We start from the raw sequence: 23,616 nt of genomic DNA, 5'->3' as shown, positions 1-23,616 counted from the left end.
GCTCCGCTGCTCAGGCTTCCTCATCGGGCAGGAGTGTGAGCAGCAACTCGTCGTCGGGGCCGAGCGGGCGCCAACCGGCCGGAGGCGGCGTGGCGAGGAGCGCTGTCCTGACCTGTCTGGCGCGCTCCTTGTGGTTTTCCGGAGTGTAGGCAATCCACGAGCCGAGCGCTTCGGCAACCTTGAATCGGTTCGCGTCGTCCAGCACGGACGGCCAGCCGTCAGGGACGCTCTGGGACCACAGGCGTGTGAATACATCGCGCACAAAACGCGTGAGCTGTTTGCGCCGCTCCGCCTCGGCGAGCAGCCCGTTCAATACTTGCACACCCGCGACATCATCCTTGCCGAGTTCCTCAGCCAGCAAGTGTAGCGGGACAGCAGGGCGTGCATCCGCGAAGGCGGTGAGCGAATCGTAGCCGCGCTCGCGGACCCGCTCATACAGGCGTACCTTCCAGTTGCCCTGCCAGGACTGCCCGTCGCTCATCGCCCCCTCCACGGGAGGAACTTCATGGGGATGTCGTAGTCCTTCATTCGCTTCGCGACTGTTCCCAGAATCTCATGTTGCGTCAACATCCGGCCGGCCGTCGTCTCGGCTTCGAGCAGTGTCTCCATGATCATCCGGTTCCATTCACCAGGCCATAGGCGCCCCAGCTTCCAGTTCCCACCGCCGTGGATGGCTTGATGGTGTGCCTGCTCCAGCTTGACGCAAAACTGGTCGATGCTCATCTCGCCGGTGAAGCCGCGCTTCTCGAACCACTCTCGGAACTCCTTGGGCAGGACGTGGTGTCGCGGTGGCTCGGCCATGCCTGCCCCCGTTCTACCCGTCACCCGCATGCCCCGTACTTCGGGGCTGTCGCCCAGCGCCTCGCGCACGCCGCGCGGTAGCTCGTCGTGTGCTTCGGCCATCAATACCTGGCCGGCCTGAATCCGCACCGCCGCGCTCACGGTTGGCAGCGAGAGGACACCCGCCCGCACCAGCCGCCGCATCATCTCCACCCACTCGGCGGAGACGACGATGCGTGTGCCCATCATCACCCCGTCGCCGCCCATCACCATGCCCACTCCCAGGGTCACGGGGACCGACGGTCCCAGCCGAGGCAGCGAGAACTTCATCGCCGACACCATGGTCACCATCTCCATGAGCTGCGCCAGCGCCATCACCTTCTGGATATTCCGCAGCCCCGAGTGGAGGCGCTGCGCCGTCACGTTGAATTCGCCGGACAGGTGGCCCATCAGCGCGGGCAGGTCCTGCGCCGCTGCATCCACCTGCCCTGGCTCTTGCGAGGCCAGTGCGGTCATGGCCGGTTCCACCATCTTCTGCCAGCGGTCCATCTCCACGAACAGCGTCTCCAACGAGTTGTAGCCGTGCTTGAAGGCCACATCGAGCAGGTGGAGGACGTCCACCCAGGCCGCCAGCAGCAGCGAGCCCAACATGGCGGCCTCGAGCCGTGGGCCCGCCATGCGCAGCAGTGCCAGCTGCATCTCCTCCTCTTCGACCTCCGAGGCCGTGTGGGCCAGCCGGGTGGCGGTGGCGAGCTCGGTTTCCATCCACCGCAGCTGGCGCTGGCCGTACTCCACATGGGGCAGGAAGAGGCCCGCCCCCTTTCCCGCGATGCCCCAGTGGCTCTTCTCCAGCCTGGAGAGCTCACTGGAGAGGTGGCGGAGGGTGCCGGCCACTTCGCCCAGTGCACCGCGAAACGCCAGGTGGGCCGCGAGGGCGTTGGCCTCTGCGGTCTCCTCCGCACGGCCAGGGCCCACCGCCACGCTCGCGCCTTGCTGATGGTTCCCGGCCCATGAAGGCGCGTCGGCCTCGCCGTGCGCGTAGCGTAGGTTCATCCCTCTGCCGGGCAGTGGTGTCAGCGAGGCGCAGCCGGTGGACAGCAGGAGCAGCAGCGACAGCACCGTCACCTTCGAGCGCGACGTCATCAGGGCCTCCCATGGAGGCCCGCCACTCTAGCGAGGTCAGCCCGCGTCGAACTCCACCACCAGCCGGTCCGGGAAGGGGCCCTCGAATCGCATCCGTCCCTCGCCGCCCGGCGCGCGCCGCAGGTTGCGCAGCCGCAGCAGGCACCCGAGCACCTCGGGCAGGACGATGTGATTGAGGCGCTCCCCGTAGCAGGTGTGCTGGCCCCGGCCGAAGTGCATGTAGCCCTGGGGCGGTCGCTCCACCCGGAACTCGTCCGGGTGCTGCATCACCTCCGGATCGAACATCGCCGAAATCGTCGAGGCGATGACGAGCGTGCCCTTCGGAATCCGCATCTCCCTGTCCGTGCCCCTCGCGAGCACGTAGTCCTCGTGGCACGTGCGCAGCAGGATGGGGTTGTGCGGGTCGAACCGCAGCGCCTCGAAGGCATGGGCCGCCACCCGTGCCGTGTCCCCCGCCCGGGCCGCGCTCCCGGCCTCTCCCAGTGCCTCGGGACGCTCCAGCAGCTCGTTGACGAGCTGGGTCAGCGCCTTGGAGCTGGTATCCACCGCGCCGACGATGATGCCGCCCACGTTGCGCCTCACCGCGTCGTCGTCCAGGCGCGTGGCCTCGTCCTCCTGCATGCGCAGCAGCCGCGTGAGGAAGTCGTCACGGCCCTCGGTGGCCAGCCCGGCCTTCCGCTGGGCGATGAGGCCCTCCATGTATGTCTTCAGCTCCGCGCTGGCCGCCTTCGCCCGCGCCGTGACGTCCGCGTCGTTGCCCGGGTTGAGGAAGATGTCCCAGAAGATGATGCGCATCCACCGCTTCATCGTCTCCACATCCGGCCCCGGCACACCGAAGAAGCGGTCCACCATCCCCACCGCCACCGGGCGCACGAGCCCGTTCACCACGTCCAGCCTCCCCGTGGGACGCGCCTGGGCGATGAGCTGCCCTGCATGCTCGCGCACCATGCTCCGGATGCGCTCCAGGTCCTCCGGACGCACGGCCCTCCGGGAGAGCGAGGCCTCCCGCTGGTACTGGGGCGTGTTCTCCATGCCCAGGAAGAAGGCCCCCGTGGTGCGCTCCATGCGCTCGGCGTAGATCTCCGTGACCCCGAAGACCGCGTCTGTCTTCAGCACCTCGTTCACGTCCTCGGCCCGCGTCACCAGCGCCCGCTTGCCCAGCATGAGGTTGGGGTGGTGTCTGCGCAGGAATCCAAACACCGCCCGCTGCGTGTCCGCGCCGGTGAGCCACCGGACGAATCGGGAGCTCATCGCGCGCGCTCCGAGCCCAGGTACCGCAGTGCCTTGATGCCAGGCATGAAGAAGTAGTCGCCGCCCCGCATGTGCACGAACCGCGGCAGGCCGGAGATGCGCTGGCGCACCGGGAAGCCGGGGACCACGGCGGTGTAGTTCTTCGGATCATCCCCCGGGTACTCGGGATCGTAGTTGTCTCCGGCGATGGGATCCTTGCTGTCGTACAGGTCGTTGAACTTGGGGTTGTTCATCCACGTCTGCTGGATGAACTCGAACTGGCGCCCGAGGTTGGTGTTGAGCGCCACGAACATCAGCCCCTGCTCCTGTTCTCCACCGGGCAGCGCGTCGCGATAGGGCCGGCCCCGGCGGATGATGAGGTGGCGGGCCGTCAGCTGGATGGACTTCTGGGGATCCTCGACGAGCGTGTCCCGGGGATTCGCGCGGCGCACGTGCGAGCTGAGGGGACACTTCGTCCCATACGGGTCCTCCCGGAACTCGAAGTGGTTGTTGCGCGTGGCGTCCCCGCCCAGCTTCGGATCGTCCTTCATCGGGCACAGCGCCAGCGGCGCGCCACTCTTCCACCTACCCATCAGCTTCGCGGCCAGCAACTCCTTGCTCGCCTCGTTCTCCTCCACGCTCCTGCCCGGGACGCGGCTGTTCTCCTCGACGAACTTCCAGAAGCCCTTCACGTCCTGGCGCAGCTTGCGGATGACCAGGTAGGTGCCGTTGCGTCCCAGGTCCTTGGGCCGGGGCTCTCCGGGCACCCTCTGCGAGCGGGGCACCTCGGGCAGCAGGTCGCGGGGATCCTGAGCGCGCGGCACCCGGGGCGAGAAGGGGTACTGGCCGTACGCGTTCGGGTAGCCGAGGATGAACTCCCCCGCGTTGACGGGCAGGCCGAGCGCATCCGCCGTGCGCGTGGTGGGCACGCCCTTGATGTAGGGGAACGAGATGCCGTCCCGGAAGCCGAACGGCTCCGTGTCTCCCTGGCGCATGTCGGCGTCCTGGAGGAACACCTCCTCCAGGGCGTCCTGGTAGCGCTCGCGGTGCGAGGCGTGGAAGACATCCAGGTCCGCGTCGTCCCGGCCGAACAGCACCAGCACCACGTGGGGCGCCGTCGCGTCCGTGCCGCCGAACTGCCACTTCTCCGGCGCGCTCCCGCCCAGGTCGCCCAGGATGCGCGCGCGGCGCCGGTCCCTCATCCCCTCGCGGAACTCCTGCAGGAAGGTGGTCATCACCTCCGAGGGCACGCCCAGGTGCTCCAGTCCCGAGGCCGTGAAGGCCACCTGGAGCGCGTGCTTGCCCTTGGTCTCCGAGAGCCCGGGATGCCGCTTGCCGCTCGCGGTGCTGACCTCCTTGCGCTCCACCAGCGTGCGCAGCCACGCCCGTGCGCGCGCGCCGTCCTTCACCCGGAGGAACACATACCGCGAGTACTTCAGGTGCCCGTGTCCGAAGAAGACGAGCCCTTGAATGTCCTCGAACTCGAGTGTCTCGCCCGGCACCGCCGCCGTGTGGGAACCGGATGTCACAGTTTGAGCAGCCATTGCTCCGCCTCCTGGGATTTGAGCTGGGCCTTGAGCTGCGCGCACACCGCCACGTTCTGCAGGATGTTGCGGACGCTCTCGTCGGGGTGGGCGCTGAACCAGACCTGGGTGTAGAGCTGGTGGTCGCGCGTCCACTGCTTGAACTCCTCTTCGTGGGTGGCGCCCTGGCCGAAGAGCAGCCGGGTCTTCGGATAGCCGCGCGTGTTGCTCCACACGCCGGTGAGCCCCACGGCCGCCCGGTCGATGAAGTCCCCCAGGTAGCGCTCCCAGCTCCCGTCGTAGTTGCTGAAGAAGAGCAGGCGCCGGCCCCCGTCGATGATGACCCAGCGCGCGAAGTGGATGCTGGGGATGCCGCCCAGGTTTCCGCGGTTGTAGTAGTGGCGTGCCAGGAAATCGATTCCCCCCAGCACCGCGCGCAGCGTGCGCTGGCGGAACCAGCCCGGGCGCACCTCCACCAGGTGGGTGAGCTGGTTCTGGACCATGTAGTCCTCCTGCCCCTCCACGCGCGGGTCCACCACGTCCTCCATCTTGGGCTCCGCCTCGTCCCGGGACTCCTTCCACATCAGCAGCAGGGTCGCCGGCACGAGCACGGGCAACAGCAGCAGGCCCACGGGAATGCCCACCGCCAGCTGCACGCGGCGCGAGTCCATGAGGCGCCCGACGAACCGGTCCAACAGGCTCGGCTTGGGCGCGGGGTCGCGCTCCAGCTTCAGCCCGGGCACGGTGGCCAGGTACTTCTGGATCTCCTGGCAGAGCTGCTCCGGCTGCAGGCCGCGGAGGGTGGCCGCCCGCTTCGGGTCGTCGAGGAAGTCCTGGATGGCCCGCCGCGCCCGGGTGTTCTCCCGCACGTCCTGGACGCCGTGGTTCGGATAGCCCCGGTAGAAGGCGGCGCAGGGGAGCTGGTGGTTCTTCAGGAAGCGCTTGAAGGACTCGACGCTGCCCGCCACGTCCGCGGGACAGCCCGCGCAGTAGCCGTAGATGCGCGCCAGCACCGGCCCGCCCACCCGGATGAGCTCCTCCAGGTGCGCGTCCAGCGGACCGTCGTAATTGCTCTCGAAGGCGAGCTGCGGCGGGTAGTGGCGCTCTCCCTCGTTGTCCGCGGGCAGGATGACCCAGCGCAGGAAGTGCACCGTGGTGAGCCGGGCGAAGCCGATGTGGCGGCCCGTCTTGTTGTCGATGTCCTCGCCGATCTCACTCAGCAGGGCGTCGAGCTCCTTCTCCTTGTCGGGCTGGATGGGGGTAACGACAGTCAAGGCATTGCTGGACATGGATACGCTCCAGGGCGGATGGAGGCTCACGCGGCCGAATGTGACGCGGCGTAGCGCTCCAGGTAGGCCCGCGTGGCCTGCTCGCCCTGTTGCATGAGGGCCAGCTTCTGCTCGCGGGTGATGCCGAACTCCGTGGGCTTGAGGCCCAGGTCGTTGATGCGGATGCTCCGCGCCAGGTTGGCGGGGCTGTTCATCAAATCAATCTCCTGCGAGCTGAGCAGCGAGGCGAAGAACGACCCGGCGAAGTCGTGCAGGGTGTGGATGGGGTCCGGCTTCGGCTGATCGAACGTGTCCAGGAAGAGGCCGAGCGTCCGCGCGTCGTAGCCCTCCGGCCCATCGAAGAGGTCGATGGGGTAGTTCCACATCACGCCGCCATCGACGTAGACCTCGCCCTGGAACTCGCGGCTGGCGAAGAAGAAGGGAATGGACATGGAGATGCGGACTGCGTCCGCGACGGCCATGTCCTGGCTGCGCTCGTCGGGGAAGACGCGCACGTTGCGTGCCGACAGGCTGGTGCCCACCACGTGCAGGGGTTTGAAGCCGCGCTCGCGCAGCTGGGCGAAGGTGATGCGCCCATCCCCCGTCTTCCGGGCGATGACCTCCTCCATTCTCGCGAGGAAGTAGTCCCCCGGGTTCCACCCATGGCGGTTGAGCACACGCGCGGGCCCGGTGAGCCAGTTGCCATCGCGGATGCGGGCGAAGTCCAGCGCCAGCATCTCCTGGCGGATTTCCTCCGGGGTGAAGCCCAGGCTCACCTGGGTGGCGATGATGGAGCCGGAAGATGTGCCCGCCACCTGCTCCACCTGCCGGAAGACGCCGGAGTCCTCCAGGGCGAGCAGCGCGCCCGCGTAGGCGCAATTGCGGACCCCGGCCCCCTCGAAGACGAGATTCTTGAATGGAAATGTCACGCCCATAGCCCTCGTGCCACAGCGGATTCCCGCGGGTAGAAGGCCCTCGCCGCCGGTGTGACGCAGGGGGGCTCCTGCCCTGGGGGGCCCCTTGCGGTGCTTCGCCTGGATGCCCAGGGAGCGGAGAGGGGAGCGGCGTCACTTCGCCGCATCACGAACGCGGCGCCGTTGCTCCGCCTCCACAGGTACGTCGAAGGAACGAGCCGGGTACCAGCCCTGGACAGAGCACCTGCCCTCCTGGCCCGTTGCATTGCCCGGTGACCATGGGACCCGTAACTTCATCCAGCAAGGCCTTGCATCGCGAGGGCCCGTCGACCGGGGAGCAGCGAATGCGTGAGGAGTCCGGTCACAACCCCAGGGACGGCCACCCGCGCTCGGCGGGGGGAGCGCTCTCCGATGGCTCGGACTTCGGCGACTCCTTCCTCAAGGAGGTGGCGCAGGAGCCGCTTCCGTTCCGCAAGCCCGCTCCCGGCGAGCGCCTGGGCGGTTCGGACGGCCGCCGCTTCGAGGTCGTCTCGGAGCTGGGTGGGGGGGCCATGGGGCTGGTGTTCCGCGCCCGGGACGAGGAATTGCAGCGCGAGGTGGCCCTCAAGTTCATCCTCCCGCGCGCGGGCCGGGGCGGGCAGTGGCTCATCTCCATGCTGCGCCAGGAGGCGCGGGCCATCGCGCAGCTGGACCACGAGAACATCGTCCGCATCTTCGACGTGGCCGAGTGGGTGGGCGCGCCCTGGGAGCCGCGCATTCCCTTCCTCGTCATGGAGTGTCTGGAGGGCGAGTCGCTCGGCGTGCTGCTCCAGCGCGAGCACCGGCTGAGCGTGCGGCAGGCGGTGGAGATCATGGGCGCGGTGGCCGCGGGGCTGGCGCACGCGCACGGCCGCCACATCGTCCACCGCGACCTCAAGCCCAGCAACGTCTTCCTCACGCGCCAGGGCACGGTGAAGCTGCTCGACTTCGGCCTCGCGTGGCTGACGTCCACCAGCAACTCGCCGCTGCCCTTCCTGCCCACCGCGGGCACGCCTCCCTATATGTCCCCGGAGCAGTGGCGCGGTGGGGCGCAGGACGAGCGCACGGACCTCTGGTCCGCCGGCGTCGTGCTGTACGAGATGCTCACCGGCGAGCTGCCCTATCCGAGCGCCACGCTCGAGGAGTTGCGCGACCAGGTGGTGTCTTCCGAGCCCGCGCCCCACGTCCGCGCCCGGCGTCCGGACGTGCCGGAGGAGGTGGATGCGCTGGTGGCCGCCGCCCTGGCCAAGGCGCCCCCGGAGCGCCCGCGCTCCGCCGCCGTGCTGCGCGACCGCCTGCGCGGGTTGGAGGAGCGCCTGGGGCCGTGGCGCGAGGAGCCGCGCTCGCTGGTCCCCCAGCGCCGGCAGGTGACCCTGGTGTCCTGCCGGCTCGCCCGCTCGGGAGAGCAGGCGGGCGAGCTGGACCCCGAGGACTTCAGCGAGCTGGAGGCCAGCTTCCAGAAGAGCTGCTCGGAGGTCATCCAGCGGTACGGTGGCTCCATCACCACCTGCGTGGGAGACGAGGTGCTGGCCTGCTTCGGCTACCCGGTGGCGCGGGAGGAGGACTCGGAGCGCGCGGTGCTCGCCGGCATGCGTCTGGCCGCCTCGCTGCCGGTGCGGGTGGGCATCCATACCGAGACGGTGGTGTTCGACGACAGCCTTCCGGAGCTGCGCGGGCGCACGCCCACCATCCAGGGCGAGGCCCCGCGCATCGCCTCGTGGCTGGCGCGCCGGTCCGGCTCCGGCACGGTGGTGCTCAGCCACGCCACGCACACCCTGGTGCAGCCGGCCTTCGAGTCCGAGGCGCTCGGCGCGCGCACCTTCGAGGGCGTGTCCGGGGAGCGCCACGTGGAGGCCTGGCGCGTGACGCGCGCGCGCAAGGCGGTGTTCCGCTTCGATCGCGCGCTGGCCACCGGTCCGCTCTCGCCCCTGGTGGGCCGGGAGGACGAGCTGCGCCAGTTGCTCGGCGCCTGGGAGCGGGCAGTGGAGGGCCGGGGCTCCTTCGTGCTCGTCGCGGGTGAGGCCGGCATCGGCAAGTCGCGGCTCATCCAGGAGCTCCGCCTCCGGGTGCCCGCCGCCACGCGCATCCGCCTGCGCTGCCAGTGCTGGAGCCAGTTCTCCAACAGCGCCTTCCACCCGCTCATCGAGATGTTGCAGCACCTCTTCCGCCTGGACGCGGAGGGCTCGCCTGGCGACAACCTGGCCCGGCTGGAGGCGCACCTGGGGACGTTCGGCCTGGAGCCGGAGCGCATGGCCCTCATCGCCGCCTTCCTCTCGCTGCCGGTGAAGGAGAACCTGCCCATCCTCCAGCTGTCGCCGGAGCATCAGAAGGAGCGCACCTTCGAGGCCCTGACGGAGCTGCTCTCGCGCATGGCCCGGTCGCGCCCGGTGCTCGCCGTGGTGGAGGATCTCCACTGGGCGGATCCCTCCACGCTGGAGCTGCTCGACTACCTGCTGGGCCGGGTGGAGAAGGCGCGCGTCCTGCTCCTGCTGAGCGCCCGTCCGGGCTTCCGGCACACCTGGCCCGTCGCGGGCCCGCTGCTCCGGGTGGAATTGGAGCGGCTGCCGGCGCCGCTCACCGCCACGCTGGTGCAGGCGGCGGCCGGGGAGCGGGCGCTGCCGCGGGAGACGGTGCTGCAGCTCGTGGAGAAGACGGACGGCATTCCCCTCTTCGTGGAGGAGATGACGCGCATGGTGGCCGGAGGCGGCGTCCTGCCCTCCATCCCCATCACCCTGCACGAGTTGTTGCTGGCGCGGCTGGACATGCTGCCGCCGGGACAGAAGGCGCTGGCCCAGCTGTGCGCGGTGGTGGGGCGCGTCTTCTCGCATGCGTTGATGGCCACGCTCACCCGGCGGGACGCCGCCTCGCTGCGCGCGGACCTGGAGGAGCTGGTGGCCTCGGGTCTGCTCCAGCACGAGGCCGAGGAGGACGGGCCCGGCTACCAGTTCCGCCACGCGCTCATCCAGGACGCGGCCTACCAGTCGCTGCTGCGCGGCACCCGGCGGCAGCACCACCGGCGCATCGCCCAGGCGCTGCTGGAGCGCTTCCCCGAGGTGGTGGAGACACAGCCCGAGGTGCTCGCCCACCACTACACCGAGGCGGGCAACCACGACCTGGCCATTCCGTATTGGATGAAGGCCGGCCTCCGCGCCAGCCTGCGCTCGGCCAACCTGGAGGCGGTGAGCCACCTGCGGCACGGGTTGAAGCTGCTGGGGGCCCAGCCCGATGCCGGCCAGCGCATTCCACAGGAGCTGCAGCTGCTCATCGCCCTGGGCATGGCCCTGTCGCAGGTGCAGGGCTACCGCTCGCCCGAGGTGAAGCGCACGTATGCCCGGGTCGGCGAGCTCTTCCCCCTGGTGGGGGACGCGCTGCCGGACCTGGAGCTGCCCTACTGGGGGCCCTTCGCCTACTACTTCGCCCGTGCCGAGTACCGGCTGTCGCACCAGTTGGCCGAGCAGCTGGTGGATCTCGGCTCACGCAAGCGCAACCCGGAGCTGCTCACCCTGGGCTACCGGATGATGGCCGCCGACTTCTTCGCCTGGGGCCAGCTGCACACCGCGCGCGAGTACGTGGAGCGGGCGCTGGCGTGCTCGGACTTCACCCTGGAGCAGCACCGGGTGCTGGCCGAGAAGCACTGGGTGGACCCCACGGCGGTGGCGCTCATCCACGCCGCCCTCATCCACGCGGTGCTCGGCCAGCCGGAGCGCTCGCTCCAGTACCGCCGCGAGGCGCTGGAGCTGGCCGGGCGCATCGGCCACGCGAACACCCGGGCCTATACGATGCTCTACGCCGCCCTGTCCTGCCAGGTGCGCGGGGACGCGCGCGGCACGCTCGCGTTGGCCGAGGAGTGCCATGCCCTCGCGCGCGAGCACTGGTTGCGGTTGTTCATCGAGTGGTCCGGCCTGCTGCGCGGCTGGGCGTGGGCCCGGCTGGGGCAGCCCGGCAAGGGGTTGGAGCAGATGCGCGAGTTCCTCGGCCGGTGGCGGATGACGGGCCTGCGCGCGGGCATGCCGCACAACCTCGGGTTGTTGGCCGAAGTGCACCTGGGCCTGGGCGAGTCCCGCGAGGCCTTGGTCGCGGTGCACGAGGGGCTGCGGTGGGTGGAGGCGGTGGGCGAGCGCTCCTACGAGGCGGAGTTGCACCGGATGGGTGCCCGGGCCCACGGGGCGCTGGGCCACGCGCGGGAGGCCCACGCCAGCCTGCTCGAGGCGGTGCGCATCGCGCGCGAGCAGGGGGCGGGGGAGTTCGAGCGGCATGCGCTGCGGGCGCTCGAGCGGCCGCCGGGTCCGGGCGCGGAGCTTCCGGGGCTGGTGTGAGGGGGAGTGTTGGATAACGAGAGGCAGCGAGGGAGAGCCACCATGCAGTTGGAAGAGCGCGAGAAGCTGGAGCAGGACATCCAGGGACTGTGCAAGCGGGGAGACCTGGCCGGGGCCGTGGAGCGGGCGCTGGAGGGGTATGGGCAGGAGATCATGCGGTTGATGGCCTCCGTGCTGCATGACTACGAGCGGAGCCGCGATGCCTTCAGCCTCTTCAGCGAGAACCTCCTGCGCGGGCTCTCGGGCTTCCGTTGGGAGAGCTCCTTCCGGACGTGGGCCTACCGGCTGGCCCGCAACGCCTGTTACCAGGTGATGCACGCGCCGGCCGGGCGGGAGCAGCCGGTGACCATGTCCAAGCTGCCGGACGCGGAGATCAAGCCGCGCTCGGAGACGCGGCCCTGGCAGCGCACCTCGGTGAAGGAGCGGTTCCGCGCGCTGCGCGAGAGCCTGGAGCCCCAGGAGCGCATGTTGTTGCTCCTGCGGGTGGACCAGCGCCTGTCGTGGGAGGAGGTGGCGCGCGTCATGTCCGAGGGCGAGGAGCCCCTGACGGACTCGGCGCTCAAGCGCAAGGCGGCGGCGTTGCGCCAGCAATTCCAGCGCATCAAGACGCACCTGCGCTCGCTCGCCCAGGAGGAGGGGCTCATCGCCGAGGAGGACTCCTCGACGCACGCGTAGGCTCAGCCGCGCTTGAGCAGCTTGAAGGCCACGTGACGGCCCTGGCCTCCCTTCATGGCCAGGTGGATCCACAGGACGGCCAGGCTCTCCAGCAGCGCGGCGTTGCGCAGCGGGCCCGCGTCCACCGGCGTGAAGCCCGCCTTCGTGGCGATGGCCGACACCAGCGCCTTGGCCTCCGCGTCGTCCCCGGCGAGCTGCACGTCCACGGACGTGTCCCCCACGCGCGGCTCGAGGTGGAACTCGGCGCCGAAGGTGGAGAAGCCCTTCACCACGCGCAGCCCCGGGAAGGCCTGGGCCAGCGTCGCCGCCACCGAGCCCTGGGCCGTGGGCGTCAGCCGGGGCCCGTCGTTGCCAAAGGCCACGGGGTTGGTGCAGTCCACCAGCACCTTGCCCTTCACGTCTCCCAGCGAGCGCACGGCCTCCTCCGCGGCCGGGGCCGGCACCGCCAGGAAGATGACGTCCGCCCACTGCGCCGCCGCGGACACGCTCGAGGCCTCGGCCCGGCCCTGGCACTTCGCCAGCACCTCCTTCACATCCGAGCCCTCCCTCACGCCGAAGCGGAGGGGGTAGCCGTGTCCGGCGAGGTTGATGCCCAGGCTGGTGCCGACGTTGCCGGCGCCGATGATCGCGATTTTCGGAGTGGGGTTCATGGGAGTGGGGTTCATGGTGCACGCAACATAGCGGCCACGAGCATCTTGTGTGCTGCAGTGTTGGCATGGGATGGCTGCATCCCATGCAGCTTCCCGCCATCGACACCAACCTCCTCGTGGTGCTGGACGCGCTCCTCCAGGAGGGGCACGTCGGCCGCGCGTCCAAGCGGCTCGCGCTCAGTCCTTCCGCCACCAGCCATGCCCTGGCGCGTCTGCGCGAGTTGATGGGAGATCCCCTGCTCGTGCGGGCCGGGCGCCAGCTCGTGCTCACGCCGCGGGCCGCCGCCCTGGCGCCCCAGGTGCGTCAGCTCATGGAGCAGATGCAGCGGCTCCTCCAGCCGCCCGAGGCCTTCCAGCCCACGAAGCTGGAGCGCGCCTTCCGCCTGCTCACCACGGACCACATCGAGCTCGTGCTGCTGCGGCGGTTGGATCCCCTGCTCGCGGCCGAGGCGCCGAGGGTGCTCCTCCACAGCCGTCCCATCGGGCCGGACGCGGTGGAGGAGCTGAGGGCGGACCGGGCGGACGTGGCCTTCGGGGTGTTCCCCGAGCTGCCCGACGACATCGCCAGCGAGGCGCTCTTCAAGGACCGGTTCGTCACGCTCGTGCGCGAGGGGCACCCGGCGCTCGCGCGGCCCCTGACGCTCAAGCGCTTCGCGGAGCTGGAGCACGTGCTCGTCGCCCCGCGCGGCACGCCCACGTCGCGGGTGGATACGCTGCTGGCGGAGAAGGGACTGAAGCGGCGGGTGGTGCGCACGGTGGGCACCTTCCTCGCCGCTCCCTTCCTGGTGGCTCAATCCGACTACGTCGTCACCATGTCGGCGCGGGTGGCCGAGTCGCTGGCGCCGCTGCTGCACCTGCGCATCCTCGAGTCACCCGTCTCCTACGAGTACACGCTGGCGCAGATCTGGCACCGCCGGCTGGACCGGGACCCCGCCCATGTCTGGTTTCGGGGCCTCACGGCGCGGGTGGCCTCGGAGCTGCCTCGCCTGCGCCTGTTCAACGGGGCCTCCTGAGGCCCAGGTACCGGGGGGCGGGACCCCCGGTTGATTTCCGCGTCAATCCCGGGGGAGCATCCGCTTCCCAGCGCGGGCACGAGGCCCGCAGTGCCCGGAGGCACCCAGGTGCAGAGGAAGCTCTTCCGCGAGGACCATGAGCAGTTCCGCCAGTCGTTCCGCCAGTTCCTCGAGCGCGAGGTGAAGCCGCACCAGGAGCGGTGGAACGAGGCGGGCATCGTCGACCGGGAGGTGTGGCGCAAGGCGGGCGAGGCGGGCTTCCTCTGTCCGTGGCTGGAGCCCGAGTACGGCGGCGCGGGCGGCGACTTCCTGCACTCGGTGGTGGTGATGGAGGAGCTGGCGCGCATCTACGAGTCGGGGCTCGCCATGCCGCTGCACTCGGACGTGGTGGTGCCCTACATCCACGAGTTCGGCAACGACGCGCAGAAGAAGCGCTGGCTGCCGAAGCTGGCCTCGGGCGAGGCGGTGGCGGCGGTGGCGATGACGGAGCCGGGCGCGGGCTCGGACCTGGCGGCCCTGAGCACCACCGCGGTGCGCGACGGGGACTTCTACGTCATCAACGGCGCCAAGACTTTCATCTCCAACGGCATCCTGTGCGACGTGTGCGTGGTGGCCGCCAAGACGGATCCGGACCCGAAGAACGCGCACCAGGGCATCTCCCTCTTCGTGGTGGAGGCGGGGACGCCCGGGTTCCTCAAGGGCAAGAAGCTCAAGAAGATGGGCATGGCGGCGCAGGACACCTCGGAGCTCGTCTTCGAGGACTGCCGGGTGCCGGTGGCCCACCGGCTGGGCGAGGAGGGCGCGGGCTTCCTCCAGCTGATGACGAAGCTGCAGCAGGAGCGGCTGGTGGTGGCGGCCATGGCGCAGGCCGCGGCCGAGCAGGTGCTCGCGGACACGCTGGTCTACGTGCAGGAGCGCAAGGCGTTCGGCAAACCCATCTCCAAGTTCCAGAACACGCAGTTCAAGCTGGTGGAGTGCGCGACGCAAATCGAAGTGGGCCGCGCGTTCCTGGACCGGCTGCTCACCGAGCACGTGGCGGGCGAGTACCTGGTGAAGGAGTGCTCCATGGCCAAGCTCTGGCAGACGGAGATGCTGAGCCGCGTGGTGGACGAGTGCCTGCAGTTCTTCGGCGGCTACGGCTACATGCTGGAGTACCCCATCAGCCGCGCCTTCATGGACGCCCGCGTGCAGCGCATCTACGCGGGCACGAACGAAATCATGAAGGTCATCATCGCGAAGCAGCTGGGGCTGTAGCCGCTCGCGAACGTTGAGCACCACACACACCCGCCGTGAAAATCCCGGCGTCCGGGGTCCGGGTCCGTTATCGGGGCCGGGCCCATGTCCAAGCTTCGCGAGTGGAAGGTCGGAGACAACACGGTCCGTTTCGAGCCGCCCGAGCTCGTCTGGGTCCACACCCGGGGTGAGGCCACCCTGGATGACGCCATCCAGCTGGTGGAGCTCTACCGCGAGCTGGGCCAGCAGCGCCCCTTCCTCATCGTGTCGGACCTGAGCGAGGCCACCACCCTGGACGTGGAGGGTGGGAGTTATCTGAGCAAGCACGTCCAGCCGAAGTGGATTCTCGGCACCATCTACATTCGTGCGCGGCTGCTGCACCGGGCCGTGGCCAGGGGAATCGCGCTCGCGGCGCACCTGGCCGGGCGCGCGGAGGCGAGCGCGCTGACGCGGGTCCACTTCGTCTCCTCGGAAGCCGAGGCGCGCGAGCTCGTGGCCCGCCTGCGCGAGGAGCGGTTCGGCAAGGTGGCCTGAGCGGGCCCCTTCCGGCGGCGAGCGGCGCCAACGGGTCCGACTGTCGGACCAGTTGCCCGGCTTCGCGCCCGGACCGGCGGCCGTCCGCTCCCGTGGGGTGTGGGCCAGACGGCAATCGCTGGCCTCCGGGGGTGATGGACGGCGGGGCGTGGGGGGCACACGTGTTCCCCCAGAGGAAGTCCTTCCCACTCGCCGTGGGCGGTCCCCGCCACCATGAAGCTGCCCTTCAAGTCCCTCGTGTTCCTCCTCCTCTTCCTCGGGGCCGTCTTCACCGCGGGACTGGTGGCGTTCTATTCGATGACCCGCCAGCGTCTGGAGGACGAGGCGCTGCTGCGGCAGTTGCTGCGCGCCAAGGATGTCGCCTACCAGCTCAAGCCCGGCATCGCCTACACGGGGTTCGTCGCGGAATCGACGGCCGCCGTCGTGGCCCCCGTGAGGAACGAGGCCGAGCTGGAGCGGCTCCTCCAGGCGCTGCTCACCGCGGCGCCCACGGAGGCCATCCGCGGACTCGGGGTCTGGTTCGAGCCCTCCGCTCTTCCCGGGGGCGGGCCGGGCCTCGCGCCCTATGCCTTCCGCGCCGGGTCCGGGAAGGAGCCCGTCGCCGTCACCGACGCGCGCACCGCCCAGCCCGGTGAGCCGGACGGGCAGCCCTGGTACCAGCGGGCCCTGGAGGCCCGGGGAGCGCCCGTCTTTCCGGAGCCCCACCCTGCCGGGGACTCCCTCTACCGCGTCCATGCGCGGGCCCTGCTCGATGCCTCCGGGAAGCCGGTGGGCGTCATCGCCGTGGATGTCTCCATTCCCTACCTGCACGGCGTCCTCCAGCAGGCGAATGCTTCCAGTGGGGGGGAGCTGCTCTATGTCACCACCCCCGGGGGCCGGCTCTTCGCCCACCCCGCCCCGGAGCCGCTGCTCGCCTGGGCGCGCGCGCACGGCCGGCCGGTGACGTCCCTGGGGGAGCTCACGCTCGCGGACGTACACGAGTACGAGGCCGAGCGGATGCCCGGGCCCCGGCGCACCGTCCAGGTGGAGGTGGGCGAGTCGGGGTGGACCGTCCATGTCTCCACCGCGGAGTCCACGCTCTTCGCCAGCCTCGAGCGCTTCCGGCTGGCCATGCTCCTGCTCGGCGTGGCGGTGTGGGCCGTGCTGCTGGCCGTGCCCTTCCTCGTCCATCGCACCGTGCGCATCCGCGAGCTGTCCTTCGCGCTCGAGGAGCGCCGCAGGCTGCACGAGGTGCTGGCGCGCAGCGAGCGCAGGTTGCGCGAGGTGTTGGAGACCTCGCTCGACGCGGTCGTCTCCGTGGATTGCCAGCAGCACATCACCGAGTGGAACACCCAGGCGGAGCGGCTCCTGGGTTGGACGAAGGAGGAGGCGGTGGGCCGTCCGGCCTTCGAGTTGCTGCTCGGCCCGGAGCTGCGGCCGCTGCTGGAGCGGGACGACGGGGCGGTGCTGCGCCGCCAGCGCATCTGCACGCAGGTGCGGCGGCAGGACGGCGGGGCGCTCCCGGTGGAGATCTCCACCACCGTCGTCCAGAGCGGAGGCCGGCCCATGCGCTACCTCTTCCTGGCCGACATCACCGAGCGCCAGCGCTCCGAGGAGGAGCGCAACCGGCTGCTCGCGCAGTTGCAACAGCGTGGCGCGGAGCTGCAGGCCACCATCGACAACATGGTGGACAGCGTGGTGGTGAGCGACCGCACGGGCCGCATCACCTTCGTGAACAAGGCGGGGCGGCAGCTCTTCGGCGAGGTGGGCTCCGAGGGCGTCCAGCTCACCGACGGCCACCTGGAGCTGCATGGTGTGCGGCTGGGCGGGGAGCGGGTGGGGCGGGTGGAGGACATCCCCCTGTACCAGGCGCTGCGCGGCAACATCGTCGTGGACGCGGACCTGAGCTTCCCCTCGCCCGAGCGGCGCCGCACCCTGCACCTGCGCGCCAACGCCGCCCCCATCCGGGATGAGCACGGCCTCATCACCGGCGCCGTGTCCGTGGCCCGCGACGTCACCGAGATGGTGGAGTTGGACCATCTCAAGGACGAGTTCGTCCGCGTGGCCGCCCACGAGCTGAAGACGCCCGTGGCCATCATGAAGTCCTATGCCCAGCTCGCGCTCAAGTCCGAGCCCACGCCGGCCACGTACCGGAAGATGTTGGATGCCATCAACCGGGGCGCGGACCGCATCGACCGCATCGTGCGCGAGCTGCTGGACGTGTCGCAGCTGCACCTGGGCCAGCTGAAGCTGACGGAGGAGCCGTTGGACCTGCGCGAGCTGGCCGAGGAGACGGTGGCGAACATGGCCGCGCAGAGCACCCGGCACCGCTTCTCCGTGCGGCCGGGCGAGGCCGTCATCGTCCGGGGGGACCGGGCGAGGCTGCGGCAGGTGCTCGTGGTGCTGCTGGACAACGCCGTGCGCTACTCCCCGTCCGGCGGGCGCGTGGAGGTGCGGCTGGAGTCGCACGAGCGCGAGGTGGAGGTGTGCGTGAGCGACGAGGGCATCGGCATCCCCCCGGAGCGCCAGGCCCGGCTCTTCGAGCGCTTCTACCGCGCGCACTCGGGCACGCCGCACGACCGGGGCGGCATGGGCGTGGGCCTCTACATCTCGCGGGAGATCATCTTCCACCACGGCGGCACCATGCGCGTGTCGAGCGAAGAGGGCAGGGGAAGCACCTTCTGTTTCTCCGTCCCCTACGCACCCCGGCGGGACGAGCGGGAGCTTCATTCCTAGTTTGCGGGGAGGAGGTGAGCGGATGAGCGGAGCGAGCATCCTCGTCGTGGACGATGACCCGGACATGCAGGACGTGATGGCCCTGACGCTGGAGGCCGGGGACTACCGGGTGTGCAGGGCCTCGAATGGCCAGGAGGCGCTGGAGCGGGTGGAGGAGTGCACGCCAGACCTCATCCTGCTCGACATGCGGATGCCGGTGATGGACGGCTGGGCCTTCGCGGCGGAGCTGCGCCGGCGGTATGGCCACCGGATTCCCATCGTGGTGTGCACGGCGGCCGAGGACGCGCAGCGGCGCGCGCGCGAGGTGGGCGCCATGGGCTGCCTGAGCAAGCCCTTCGAGCTGGAGGAGATGCTCCACCTGGTGGAGTCCGTGCTGCCCCGGCGCTGCGAGCGGGCGAGCCAGCACCCGTGAGGGCGGACAGCCGGACGGGCGCCTCCCCGGCCGCTGCAGCACGGTCCGGCACGCCAAAGCCTTGGGGGAAGCCAGAGAAGGCCCCCAGCAAGGAGACCCGGATGAGGAATGGATTCAAGCGTGTGGTGGTGCTCGGCCTGGCCGCTTCGGCCCTGTGGGTGACGGGTTGCCGCGACCAGGCGGGCCGGCAGCAGGGAGCGCGGGAGGTGCAGGGCCAGCAGCAGCCGGCGCCGGGCACGGGCGGCGCGGGCCGTCAGGAGGACACCGGGCCGGGCCAGGAGCCCCAGGACCTGAAGCGGCTGCCCGATGAGGAAGGTTTCCAGAGCGTGCCGCCGCAGCAGGAGGCGCCCAGCGGCATCGGCCTGGATGGCCGCAACGGTGAGACCGAGCAGCACCAGAAGCCCGACAACGAGCGGTAGCGCTCCGGAAGCACCTGGGCGCTCCGCGGACGGTTCTCCGCGGGGCGCCCGGCCATTGCCTCACGGCTGTTCCGGCAGGTGCAGCGAGTGCAGCTCCGCGGGCCAGTCCTCCTCCCGGGCGGGCGGGGCTGGAGGCTCCGCGCGCCGGGGCTCGGGTGCTTCGTTCAGGAAGTCCTCCTCGAGAATCTCCTGGAGCAGCGCGTCGGTGGCCTCGCGGGCCCGCTGGAGCGTCTCGGGACGGGCCTCGGCGGGAACGCTCGGGGCCGCGGGCTCTCGAAGGGTCGCGGGCTTGTCGAAGACGTGGCTGTCCGCCGGGTGTTCATCCTTCGCCATGCGTGCCTCCGGCTGTTTCCTTCCGAAGCTATGCATGACGCCGGGCCCTGAAAGCACGAAGGGCCCGGAATCCACCTGGGAGTCCGAGCCCTGGACGCCTGCCGGGCGCTTGGCTGACTGCTTCACGGTCGGCCTGCCTCACATCTCGAGGGGCGGCTGCGGGCCGGGGACGATGCCGGCGATATCCGGATCCTCATCGCCGGGCTGGCGGGGAGGCCGCGTGTCCTTCTCGCGCTGGCGCTCGGCCTTCTTGGCGTCCTTGTCCCGCTGCTTCTGCTGGCGGGCCATCTCCTTCTGTCTCTTCGTTGACCTTCCCTGCATGGATGCTCCTGGGAAAGAGGTAAAAAAGAAGCCCGACCTCGTGAGAGGCCAGGCCTCGTGGGCTTGAAGGTAAGTAGCCGCGCTCGCGCGATCAGCCGATCGGACGAACGTTCTCGGCCTGGAGCCCCTTGGGGCCCTTCTTGACCTCGAACTCCACCTTCTGGCCCTCGGCCAGGGTCCGGAATCCCTCAGTCATGATCGCGGTGTGGTGGCAGAACACGTCCGGGCCCCCGTTGTCCTGGGTGATGAAACCAAAGCCCTTCGCGTCGTTGAACCACTTCACAGTGCCACTTGCCATTGCTCTGATTCTTTCTCCTACACGGCCCGGCGACCATCGCCGAACCGCGCGCTCACTGGAGCGCATACCGGGCGTACACCTGGTTGCCCGTGAAGTCGAGTCGGTAACCTCCCCGGAATTCGATTTCAAGACGTCGTGCACGCGGCGGCGATCCACCACATAACACTCCTCCGGCGCCCCGCTGTTCCTGAATCACCGCCCGCGAGAAGCTTTCCGATGGGACGGTGACGGACCCCGGGAATACGGGCTGTTCAGGGGGGAACGCCGTGGGACGGCGCCTGGGCCCGCGTGGCGCGGAGCCGGGCGCCCAGCAGGTCCGTGCCCGCGGCGAGCCCCGCGCCCACCGCGTAACAGACGAGGTCCGAAACGAGGAATCCCCGGCCCAGCACGAGGGCGCCCAGGCGGTGGGCCCGCAGGGCATCCAGCCAGGGCGTGTGGACGAGTTGGCTGAGCTCGACGAGCACGGAGAGGCCCAGGGCCCCGGCGGCCGCGCGCCGGACGGAGAGGCGGGGCCAGAGGAAGACGAGGCACAGGTAGACCATGACGGTCCACAGCGCGTCGCCCGCGTAGCCGGTGACGAAGCGGGGCAGGTGGAGCCGCGCCGCCGCGGAGCGCGAGCCCAGGCCCAGCGCGACGGTGAGCACCATCAGGGGCAGCAGCAACGCGCGGGAGCGGGGGCCGGGACGCATCCCGGACAGTGTACGCGACGGGGGCCGGGCTTCCGGAGACCGGGCGACACTTGGGCGGGGCGCGGTGCGAACGTGCTTGCCCCGGGCGCGAGGAGATGGGGACATCGGCCCCCTATGCGCCGCCCGCTCATCTCCGTGCTCGTGCTGGGGCTCGTCCTCTGGACGCTCCCGGGTTGCCGCCGCAAGAAGGAAGAGGCCACCGCCGCCGGGGGGAAGACGCCGCTCGTCTTCAAGTACCAGCCGCTGGGAGATCCGGTGGCCTTCCGCGAGCTGCTCGCGGACTTCGAGCGGAAGAACCCGGACGTCGTGCTGACCACCGAGGCGTTGCCGAACTCCTCGGACGTGGCGCACCAGTTCTTCCTCACCTCGCTGGAGGGCGGGGCGGACGACTTCGACGTGCTGGTGGTGGACGTCGTCTGGGTGCCCGAGTTCGCGCGGGCCGGGTGGATCGCCGACATCTCCGGCGCCTTCCCGCCCGAGGTGCTGCGCCGCGACTTCCTCTCCGGCCCGGTGGAGGCGGTGGTGGTGCGCGACGAGAAGGACCAGAAGGACAAGACGTACGCGGTGCCGTGGTACGTGGACGTGGGGGTGCTCTTCTACCGCACGGACCTGGTGCCGCGGGCGCCGCGCACCTACGCGGAGCTGGAGCAGTTCGCGCGCGACGCCCGGGCGAAGCAGCCGCTGCTGCAGGGCTACGTGTGGCAGGGCCGGCAGTACGAGGGGCTCAACTGCAACGTCTTCGAGGCCATCTGGGGCCACGGGGGCCGGGTGCTGGACGACAAGGGGCGGCTGGAGCTGGACACGGAGCCGGCCCGCGCGGGGCTCGCGTACCTGCGGGGGCTCATCGCCAGCGGCATCTCCCCGCCGGGCGTCACCTCGGCGGCCGAGGAGGAGGCGCGGCGCGTCTTCCAGGCGGGCCAGGCCGTCTTCATGCGCAACTGGCCCTATGCGTGGGAGGAGGCGCAGAAGCCGGACTCGCCCATCCGGGGCAAGGTGGGCATCACCCCGCTGCCCACGGTGAGCGGCGAGCCGGGGTGGGGCACGCTGGGCGGGTGGCAGCTGGCGGTGAACGCGCACGTGTCGCCGAAGCGCAAGGAGGCGGCCGAGCGGCTCATCGCGCACCTCACCTCGCCGGAGGCCAACGTGATGATGGCGTTGAGCTATGGCCGCAACCCGCCGAGGCCCTCGGTGTACAAGGACCCGAGGCTGGTGGAGCGGGTGCCCTTCATCGCGAGCCTGCTGGGCATGGTGGAGAACGCGCGGCCGAGGCCGGTGACGCCGTACTACAACCTGCTCTCGGACGTGCTGCAGAGCGAGTTCTCCGCGGCCATCGCGGGCATCCGTCCGCCGGAGCAGGCGCTGAAGCAGGCGCAGCGGCAGGTGGACCATCTCACCGGGCAGTTCGAGTAGGAGGGGCGCACCGATGAATGGCACGGTGAAGGCCACGGGCTCCATGGGCCGCGAGCGGCGGCAGGCGTACATGCTGGTGGCGCCGGCGGTGCTGGTGCTGCTGGGGGTGGCGCTGTACCCGATTCTGGCGGCGGTCTGGCTGAGCCTGCACCGGCTCATCCTCGTCTTCGGAGAGCAGCGGTGGCTGGGGCTGGAGAACTACGGCTTCATGCTGGGCGACGCGCGCTTCTGGAACGCGCTGAAGAACACGGCCTACTTCACGCTGGTGGCGGTGACGGTGGAGCTGCTGCTGGCGGTGCCGCTGGCCCTGCTGCTCAACACCGCGTTCCCGGGACGGGGCCTCCTGCGCGCCTCGGTGCTGGTGCCGTGGGCCATCCCCACGGTGGTGAGCGCGAAGCTGTGGGCGTGGCTCTTCAACCCGGACTACGGCCTCATCAACCGGCTGCTGCCGGGACAGGACATCAACTGGCTGGGCGTGCCGGGGTACGCGCTGCACGCGGCCATCCTCGTGGACGTGTGGAAGACGACGCCCTTCATGGCGCTGCTCATCCTCGCGGGCCTGCAGGGCATCTCCGAGGACATCTACAAGGCGGCGCGCGTGGACGGCGCGTCGCGCTGGCGCTCGTTCCTGTCGATCACCCTGCCGCTGCTCAAGCCCGCCATCCTGCTGGCGCTGTTGTTCCGCACGCTGGATGCCTTCCGCGTCTTCGACGCCATCTTCGTGCTGACGGAGGGCGGCCCCGCCAACACCACGGAGACGCTGAGCATCTACGCCTACAAGACGCTGATGCGGGCGGGCAACTTCGGTTACGGCTCCATGCTGTCGGTGATGACGTTCCTGTGCGTGGTGGGGTTGAGCCTCGTGTACATCCGGCTGCTCGGGAAGGAGGGGCGGGGATGAAGCGGCCCGGACTGTGGCTGGCGACGGTGGCCTTCCTCACCTTCTTCCTGGGGCCCTTCTTCTGGCAGGTGCTGACGTCGGTGTGGCCGGACGGACAGCTCACCCAGCCGTTGCCCACCTCGCTCACCTTCGACAACTACGCGAGCGTGTTGTGGGGCCGCCCCTTCCTCCAGGTGCTGGTGAACTCGCTGGTGGCGGCCTCGCTCACCACCATCTTCTGCATGGCGGTGGGTGCGTCGGCGGCGTTCGCGCTGGCGAAGCTGGAGTTCCGCGGGCGCGGCCTGCTGCTGGCCGCGGCGCTCGCCGTGTCCATGTTCCCGCCCATCGCCACGGTGAGCCCGCTCTACCTCATCCTGCGCGCCACGGGCCTGCGCGACACGCTGGTGGGCCTGGTGCCTCCCTACGCCACCTTCGCGCTGCCGCTCACGCTGTGGATTCTCACGTCCTTCTTCCGCCAGCTCCCGGACGAGCTGTACCGGGCCGCGCGGGTGGACGGGTGCACGCCGCTCGGCGCCTTCTGGCGGGTGCTGTTGCCGCTCGCCACGCCGGGCCTGGCCACCACCGCCATCCTCGTCTTCATCTTCGCGTGGAACGAGTTCCTCTACGCGCTCACCTTCCTGTCCTCGCCGGAGAAGCGCACGGTGCCCGTGGCCATCAGCCTCTTCGCCAGCGAGCACAAGGAGCCCTGGGGGGAGATCGCCGCCGCCTCCGTCATCGCCACGCTCCCCCTGGTGGTGATGACCGTCCTCTTCCAGCGGCGCATCGTCAGCGGGCTCACCGCCGGGGCCGTGAAGGAGTAGCGCGCTGTCCGGCGGCCTTCG

General features: G+C 70.2%; 22 protein-coding genes. 11 read left to right on the top strand and 11 right to left on the bottom strand.

Annotation, left to right across the window (positions count from 1 at the left end; translation table 11 throughout):
- Positions 1-10 precede the first annotated feature (10 nt).
- The 6 genes from AC16DP_RS13140 to AC16DP_RS13115 are packed head-to-tail and all read right to left on the bottom strand — an operon-like array spanning position 11 to position 6,873.
- On the bottom strand, positions 11-481 hold the full coding sequence (locus tag AC16DP_RS13140; RefSeq protein ID WP_329727996.1) for an NUDIX hydrolase: 471 nt from the start codon (positions 479-481) through the stop codon (positions 11-13).
- Positions 478-1,923 carry a DUF2380 domain-containing protein gene (locus AC16DP_RS13135; protein WP_329727995.1) on the bottom strand — a complete coding sequence of 482 codons (1,446 nt, stop codon included), beginning with the start codon at positions 1,921-1,923 and terminating at the stop codon, positions 478-480. Before AC16DP_RS13135 ends, AC16DP_RS13140 begins: the two co-directional genes overlap by 4 nt.
- Positions 1,924-1,959: 36 nt before the next feature.
- Complete coding sequence (locus AC16DP_RS13130; protein WP_329727994.1) at positions 1,960-3,174, bottom strand: cytochrome P450; 1,215 nt, start codon at positions 3,172-3,174, stop codon at positions 1,960-1,962.
- On the bottom strand, positions 3,171-4,697 hold the full coding sequence (locus AC16DP_RS13125; RefSeq protein WP_329727993.1) for a Dyp-type peroxidase: 1,527 nt from the start codon (positions 4,695-4,697) through the stop codon (positions 3,171-3,173). Before AC16DP_RS13125 ends, AC16DP_RS13130 begins: the two co-directional genes overlap by 4 nt.
- Entirely contained in the window at positions 4,679-5,965 is a 1,287-nt protein-coding gene (locus AC16DP_RS13120) for a hypothetical protein (RefSeq protein WP_329727992.1), read from the bottom strand. The genes AC16DP_RS13125 and AC16DP_RS13120 overlap by 19 nt, the downstream gene beginning before the upstream one ends.
- Positions 5,966-5,991: 26 nt before the next feature.
- Entirely contained in the window at positions 5,992-6,873 is an 882-nt protein-coding gene (locus AC16DP_RS13115; protein ID WP_329727991.1) for a patatin-like phospholipase family protein, read from the bottom strand.
- A gap of 329 nt (positions 6,874-7,202) precedes the next feature.
- On the opposite strand from AC16DP_RS13115, the gene AC16DP_RS13110 reads away from it, so the two are divergent.
- Positions 7,203-11,192 (top strand): protein kinase domain-containing protein, encoded by a 3,990-nt coding sequence (locus AC16DP_RS13110; protein ID WP_329727990.1) that lies wholly within the window; start codon positions 7,203-7,205, stop codon positions 11,190-11,192.
- A gap of 42 nt (positions 11,193-11,234) precedes the next feature.
- The gene (locus AC16DP_RS13105; RefSeq protein WP_329727989.1) at positions 11,235-11,867 is read left to right on the top strand and encodes an RNA polymerase sigma factor; all 633 of its coding nucleotides are present in this window, start codon (positions 11,235-11,237) and stop codon (positions 11,865-11,867) included.
- A 2-nt stretch (positions 11,868-11,869) separates the two neighbouring features.
- On the opposite strand, the gene AC16DP_RS13100 is transcribed toward AC16DP_RS13105, so the two are convergent.
- Complete coding sequence (locus AC16DP_RS13100; RefSeq protein WP_329727988.1) at positions 11,870-12,532, bottom strand: NADPH-dependent F420 reductase; 663 nt, start codon at positions 12,530-12,532, stop codon at positions 11,870-11,872.
- A gap of 68 nt (positions 12,533-12,600) precedes the next feature.
- Between AC16DP_RS13100 and AC16DP_RS13095 the strand changes: the two genes are divergently transcribed.
- The 6 genes from AC16DP_RS13095 (at position 12,601) to AC16DP_RS13070 (ending at position 18,843) form a co-directional block, all read left to right on the top strand.
- A complete protein-coding gene (locus tag AC16DP_RS13095; RefSeq protein WP_329727987.1) occupies positions 12,601-13,530 on the top strand; it encodes a LysR family transcriptional regulator in 930 nt (309 codons plus the stop codon).
- 108 nt (positions 13,531-13,638) lie between these two features.
- The gene (locus AC16DP_RS13090) at positions 13,639-14,784 is read left to right on the top strand and encodes an acyl-CoA dehydrogenase family protein (protein ID WP_329727986.1); all 1,146 of its coding nucleotides are present in this window, start codon (positions 13,639-13,641) and stop codon (positions 14,782-14,784) included.
- 84 nt (positions 14,785-14,868) lie between these two features.
- Positions 14,869-15,297: a hypothetical protein gene (locus AC16DP_RS13085; protein WP_329727985.1), complete on the top strand. Its 429-nt coding sequence runs from the start codon at positions 14,869-14,871 to the stop codon at positions 15,295-15,297.
- Positions 15,298-15,510: 213 nt separating this feature from the next.
- On the top strand, positions 15,511-18,012 hold the full coding sequence (locus AC16DP_RS13080; RefSeq protein ID WP_329727984.1) for a PAS domain S-box protein: 2,502 nt from the start codon (positions 15,511-15,513) through the stop codon (positions 18,010-18,012).
- 22 nt (positions 18,013-18,034) lie between these two features.
- The gene (locus AC16DP_RS13075; RefSeq protein WP_329727983.1) at positions 18,035-18,424 is read left to right on the top strand and encodes a response regulator; all 390 of its coding nucleotides are present in this window, start codon (positions 18,035-18,037) and stop codon (positions 18,422-18,424) included.
- A gap of 101 nt (positions 18,425-18,525) precedes the next feature.
- Positions 18,526-18,843 carry a hypothetical protein gene (locus AC16DP_RS13070; protein WP_329727982.1) on the top strand — a complete coding sequence of 106 codons (318 nt, stop codon included), beginning with the start codon at positions 18,526-18,528 and terminating at the stop codon, positions 18,841-18,843.
- Between the two features lie 60 nt (positions 18,844-18,903).
- Here AC16DP_RS13070 and AC16DP_RS13065 read toward each other — a convergent pair whose 3' ends face one another.
- The 4 genes from AC16DP_RS13065 to AC16DP_RS13050 form a co-directional block, all read right to left on the bottom strand.
- A complete protein-coding gene (locus AC16DP_RS13065; protein ID WP_329727981.1) occupies positions 18,904-19,176 on the bottom strand; it encodes a hypothetical protein in 273 nt (90 codons plus the stop codon).
- Positions 19,177-19,314: 138 nt separating this feature from the next.
- Complete coding sequence (locus AC16DP_RS13060; RefSeq protein ID WP_329727980.1) at positions 19,315-19,497, bottom strand: hypothetical protein; 183 nt, start codon at positions 19,495-19,497, stop codon at positions 19,315-19,317.
- 91 nt (positions 19,498-19,588) lie between these two features.
- A complete protein-coding gene (locus AC16DP_RS13055) occupies positions 19,589-19,795 on the bottom strand; it encodes a cold-shock protein (RefSeq protein ID WP_329727979.1) in 207 nt (68 codons plus the stop codon).
- A gap of 251 nt (positions 19,796-20,046) precedes the next feature.
- On the bottom strand, positions 20,047-20,484 hold the full coding sequence (locus AC16DP_RS13050) for a ribosomal maturation YjgA family protein (RefSeq protein ID WP_329727978.1): 438 nt from the start codon (positions 20,482-20,484) through the stop codon (positions 20,047-20,049).
- Positions 20,485-20,598: 114 nt separating this feature from the next.
- Between AC16DP_RS13050 and AC16DP_RS13045 the strand changes: the two genes are divergently transcribed.
- From AC16DP_RS13045 to AC16DP_RS13035, 3 genes are read left to right on the top strand one after another with little or no spacing between them, the layout of a single operon-like run.
- Positions 20,599-21,894 carry an ABC transporter substrate-binding protein gene (locus AC16DP_RS13045; RefSeq protein WP_329727977.1) on the top strand — a complete coding sequence of 432 codons (1,296 nt, stop codon included), beginning with the start codon at positions 20,599-20,601 and terminating at the stop codon, positions 21,892-21,894.
- A gap of 13 nt (positions 21,895-21,907) precedes the next feature.
- Entirely contained in the window at positions 21,908-22,795 is an 888-nt protein-coding gene (locus AC16DP_RS13040) for a carbohydrate ABC transporter permease (RefSeq protein ID WP_414640700.1), read from the top strand.
- Positions 22,792-23,595 (top strand): carbohydrate ABC transporter permease, encoded by an 804-nt coding sequence (locus AC16DP_RS13035; protein ID WP_329727976.1) that lies wholly within the window; start codon positions 22,792-22,794, stop codon positions 23,593-23,595. Before AC16DP_RS13040 ends, AC16DP_RS13035 begins: the two co-directional genes overlap by 4 nt.
- Positions 23,596-23,616 lie beyond the last annotated feature (21 nt).

The organism is Archangium sp., assembly GCF_057119385.1.
This window is presented reverse-complemented; position numbering and strand designations above follow the sequence as displayed.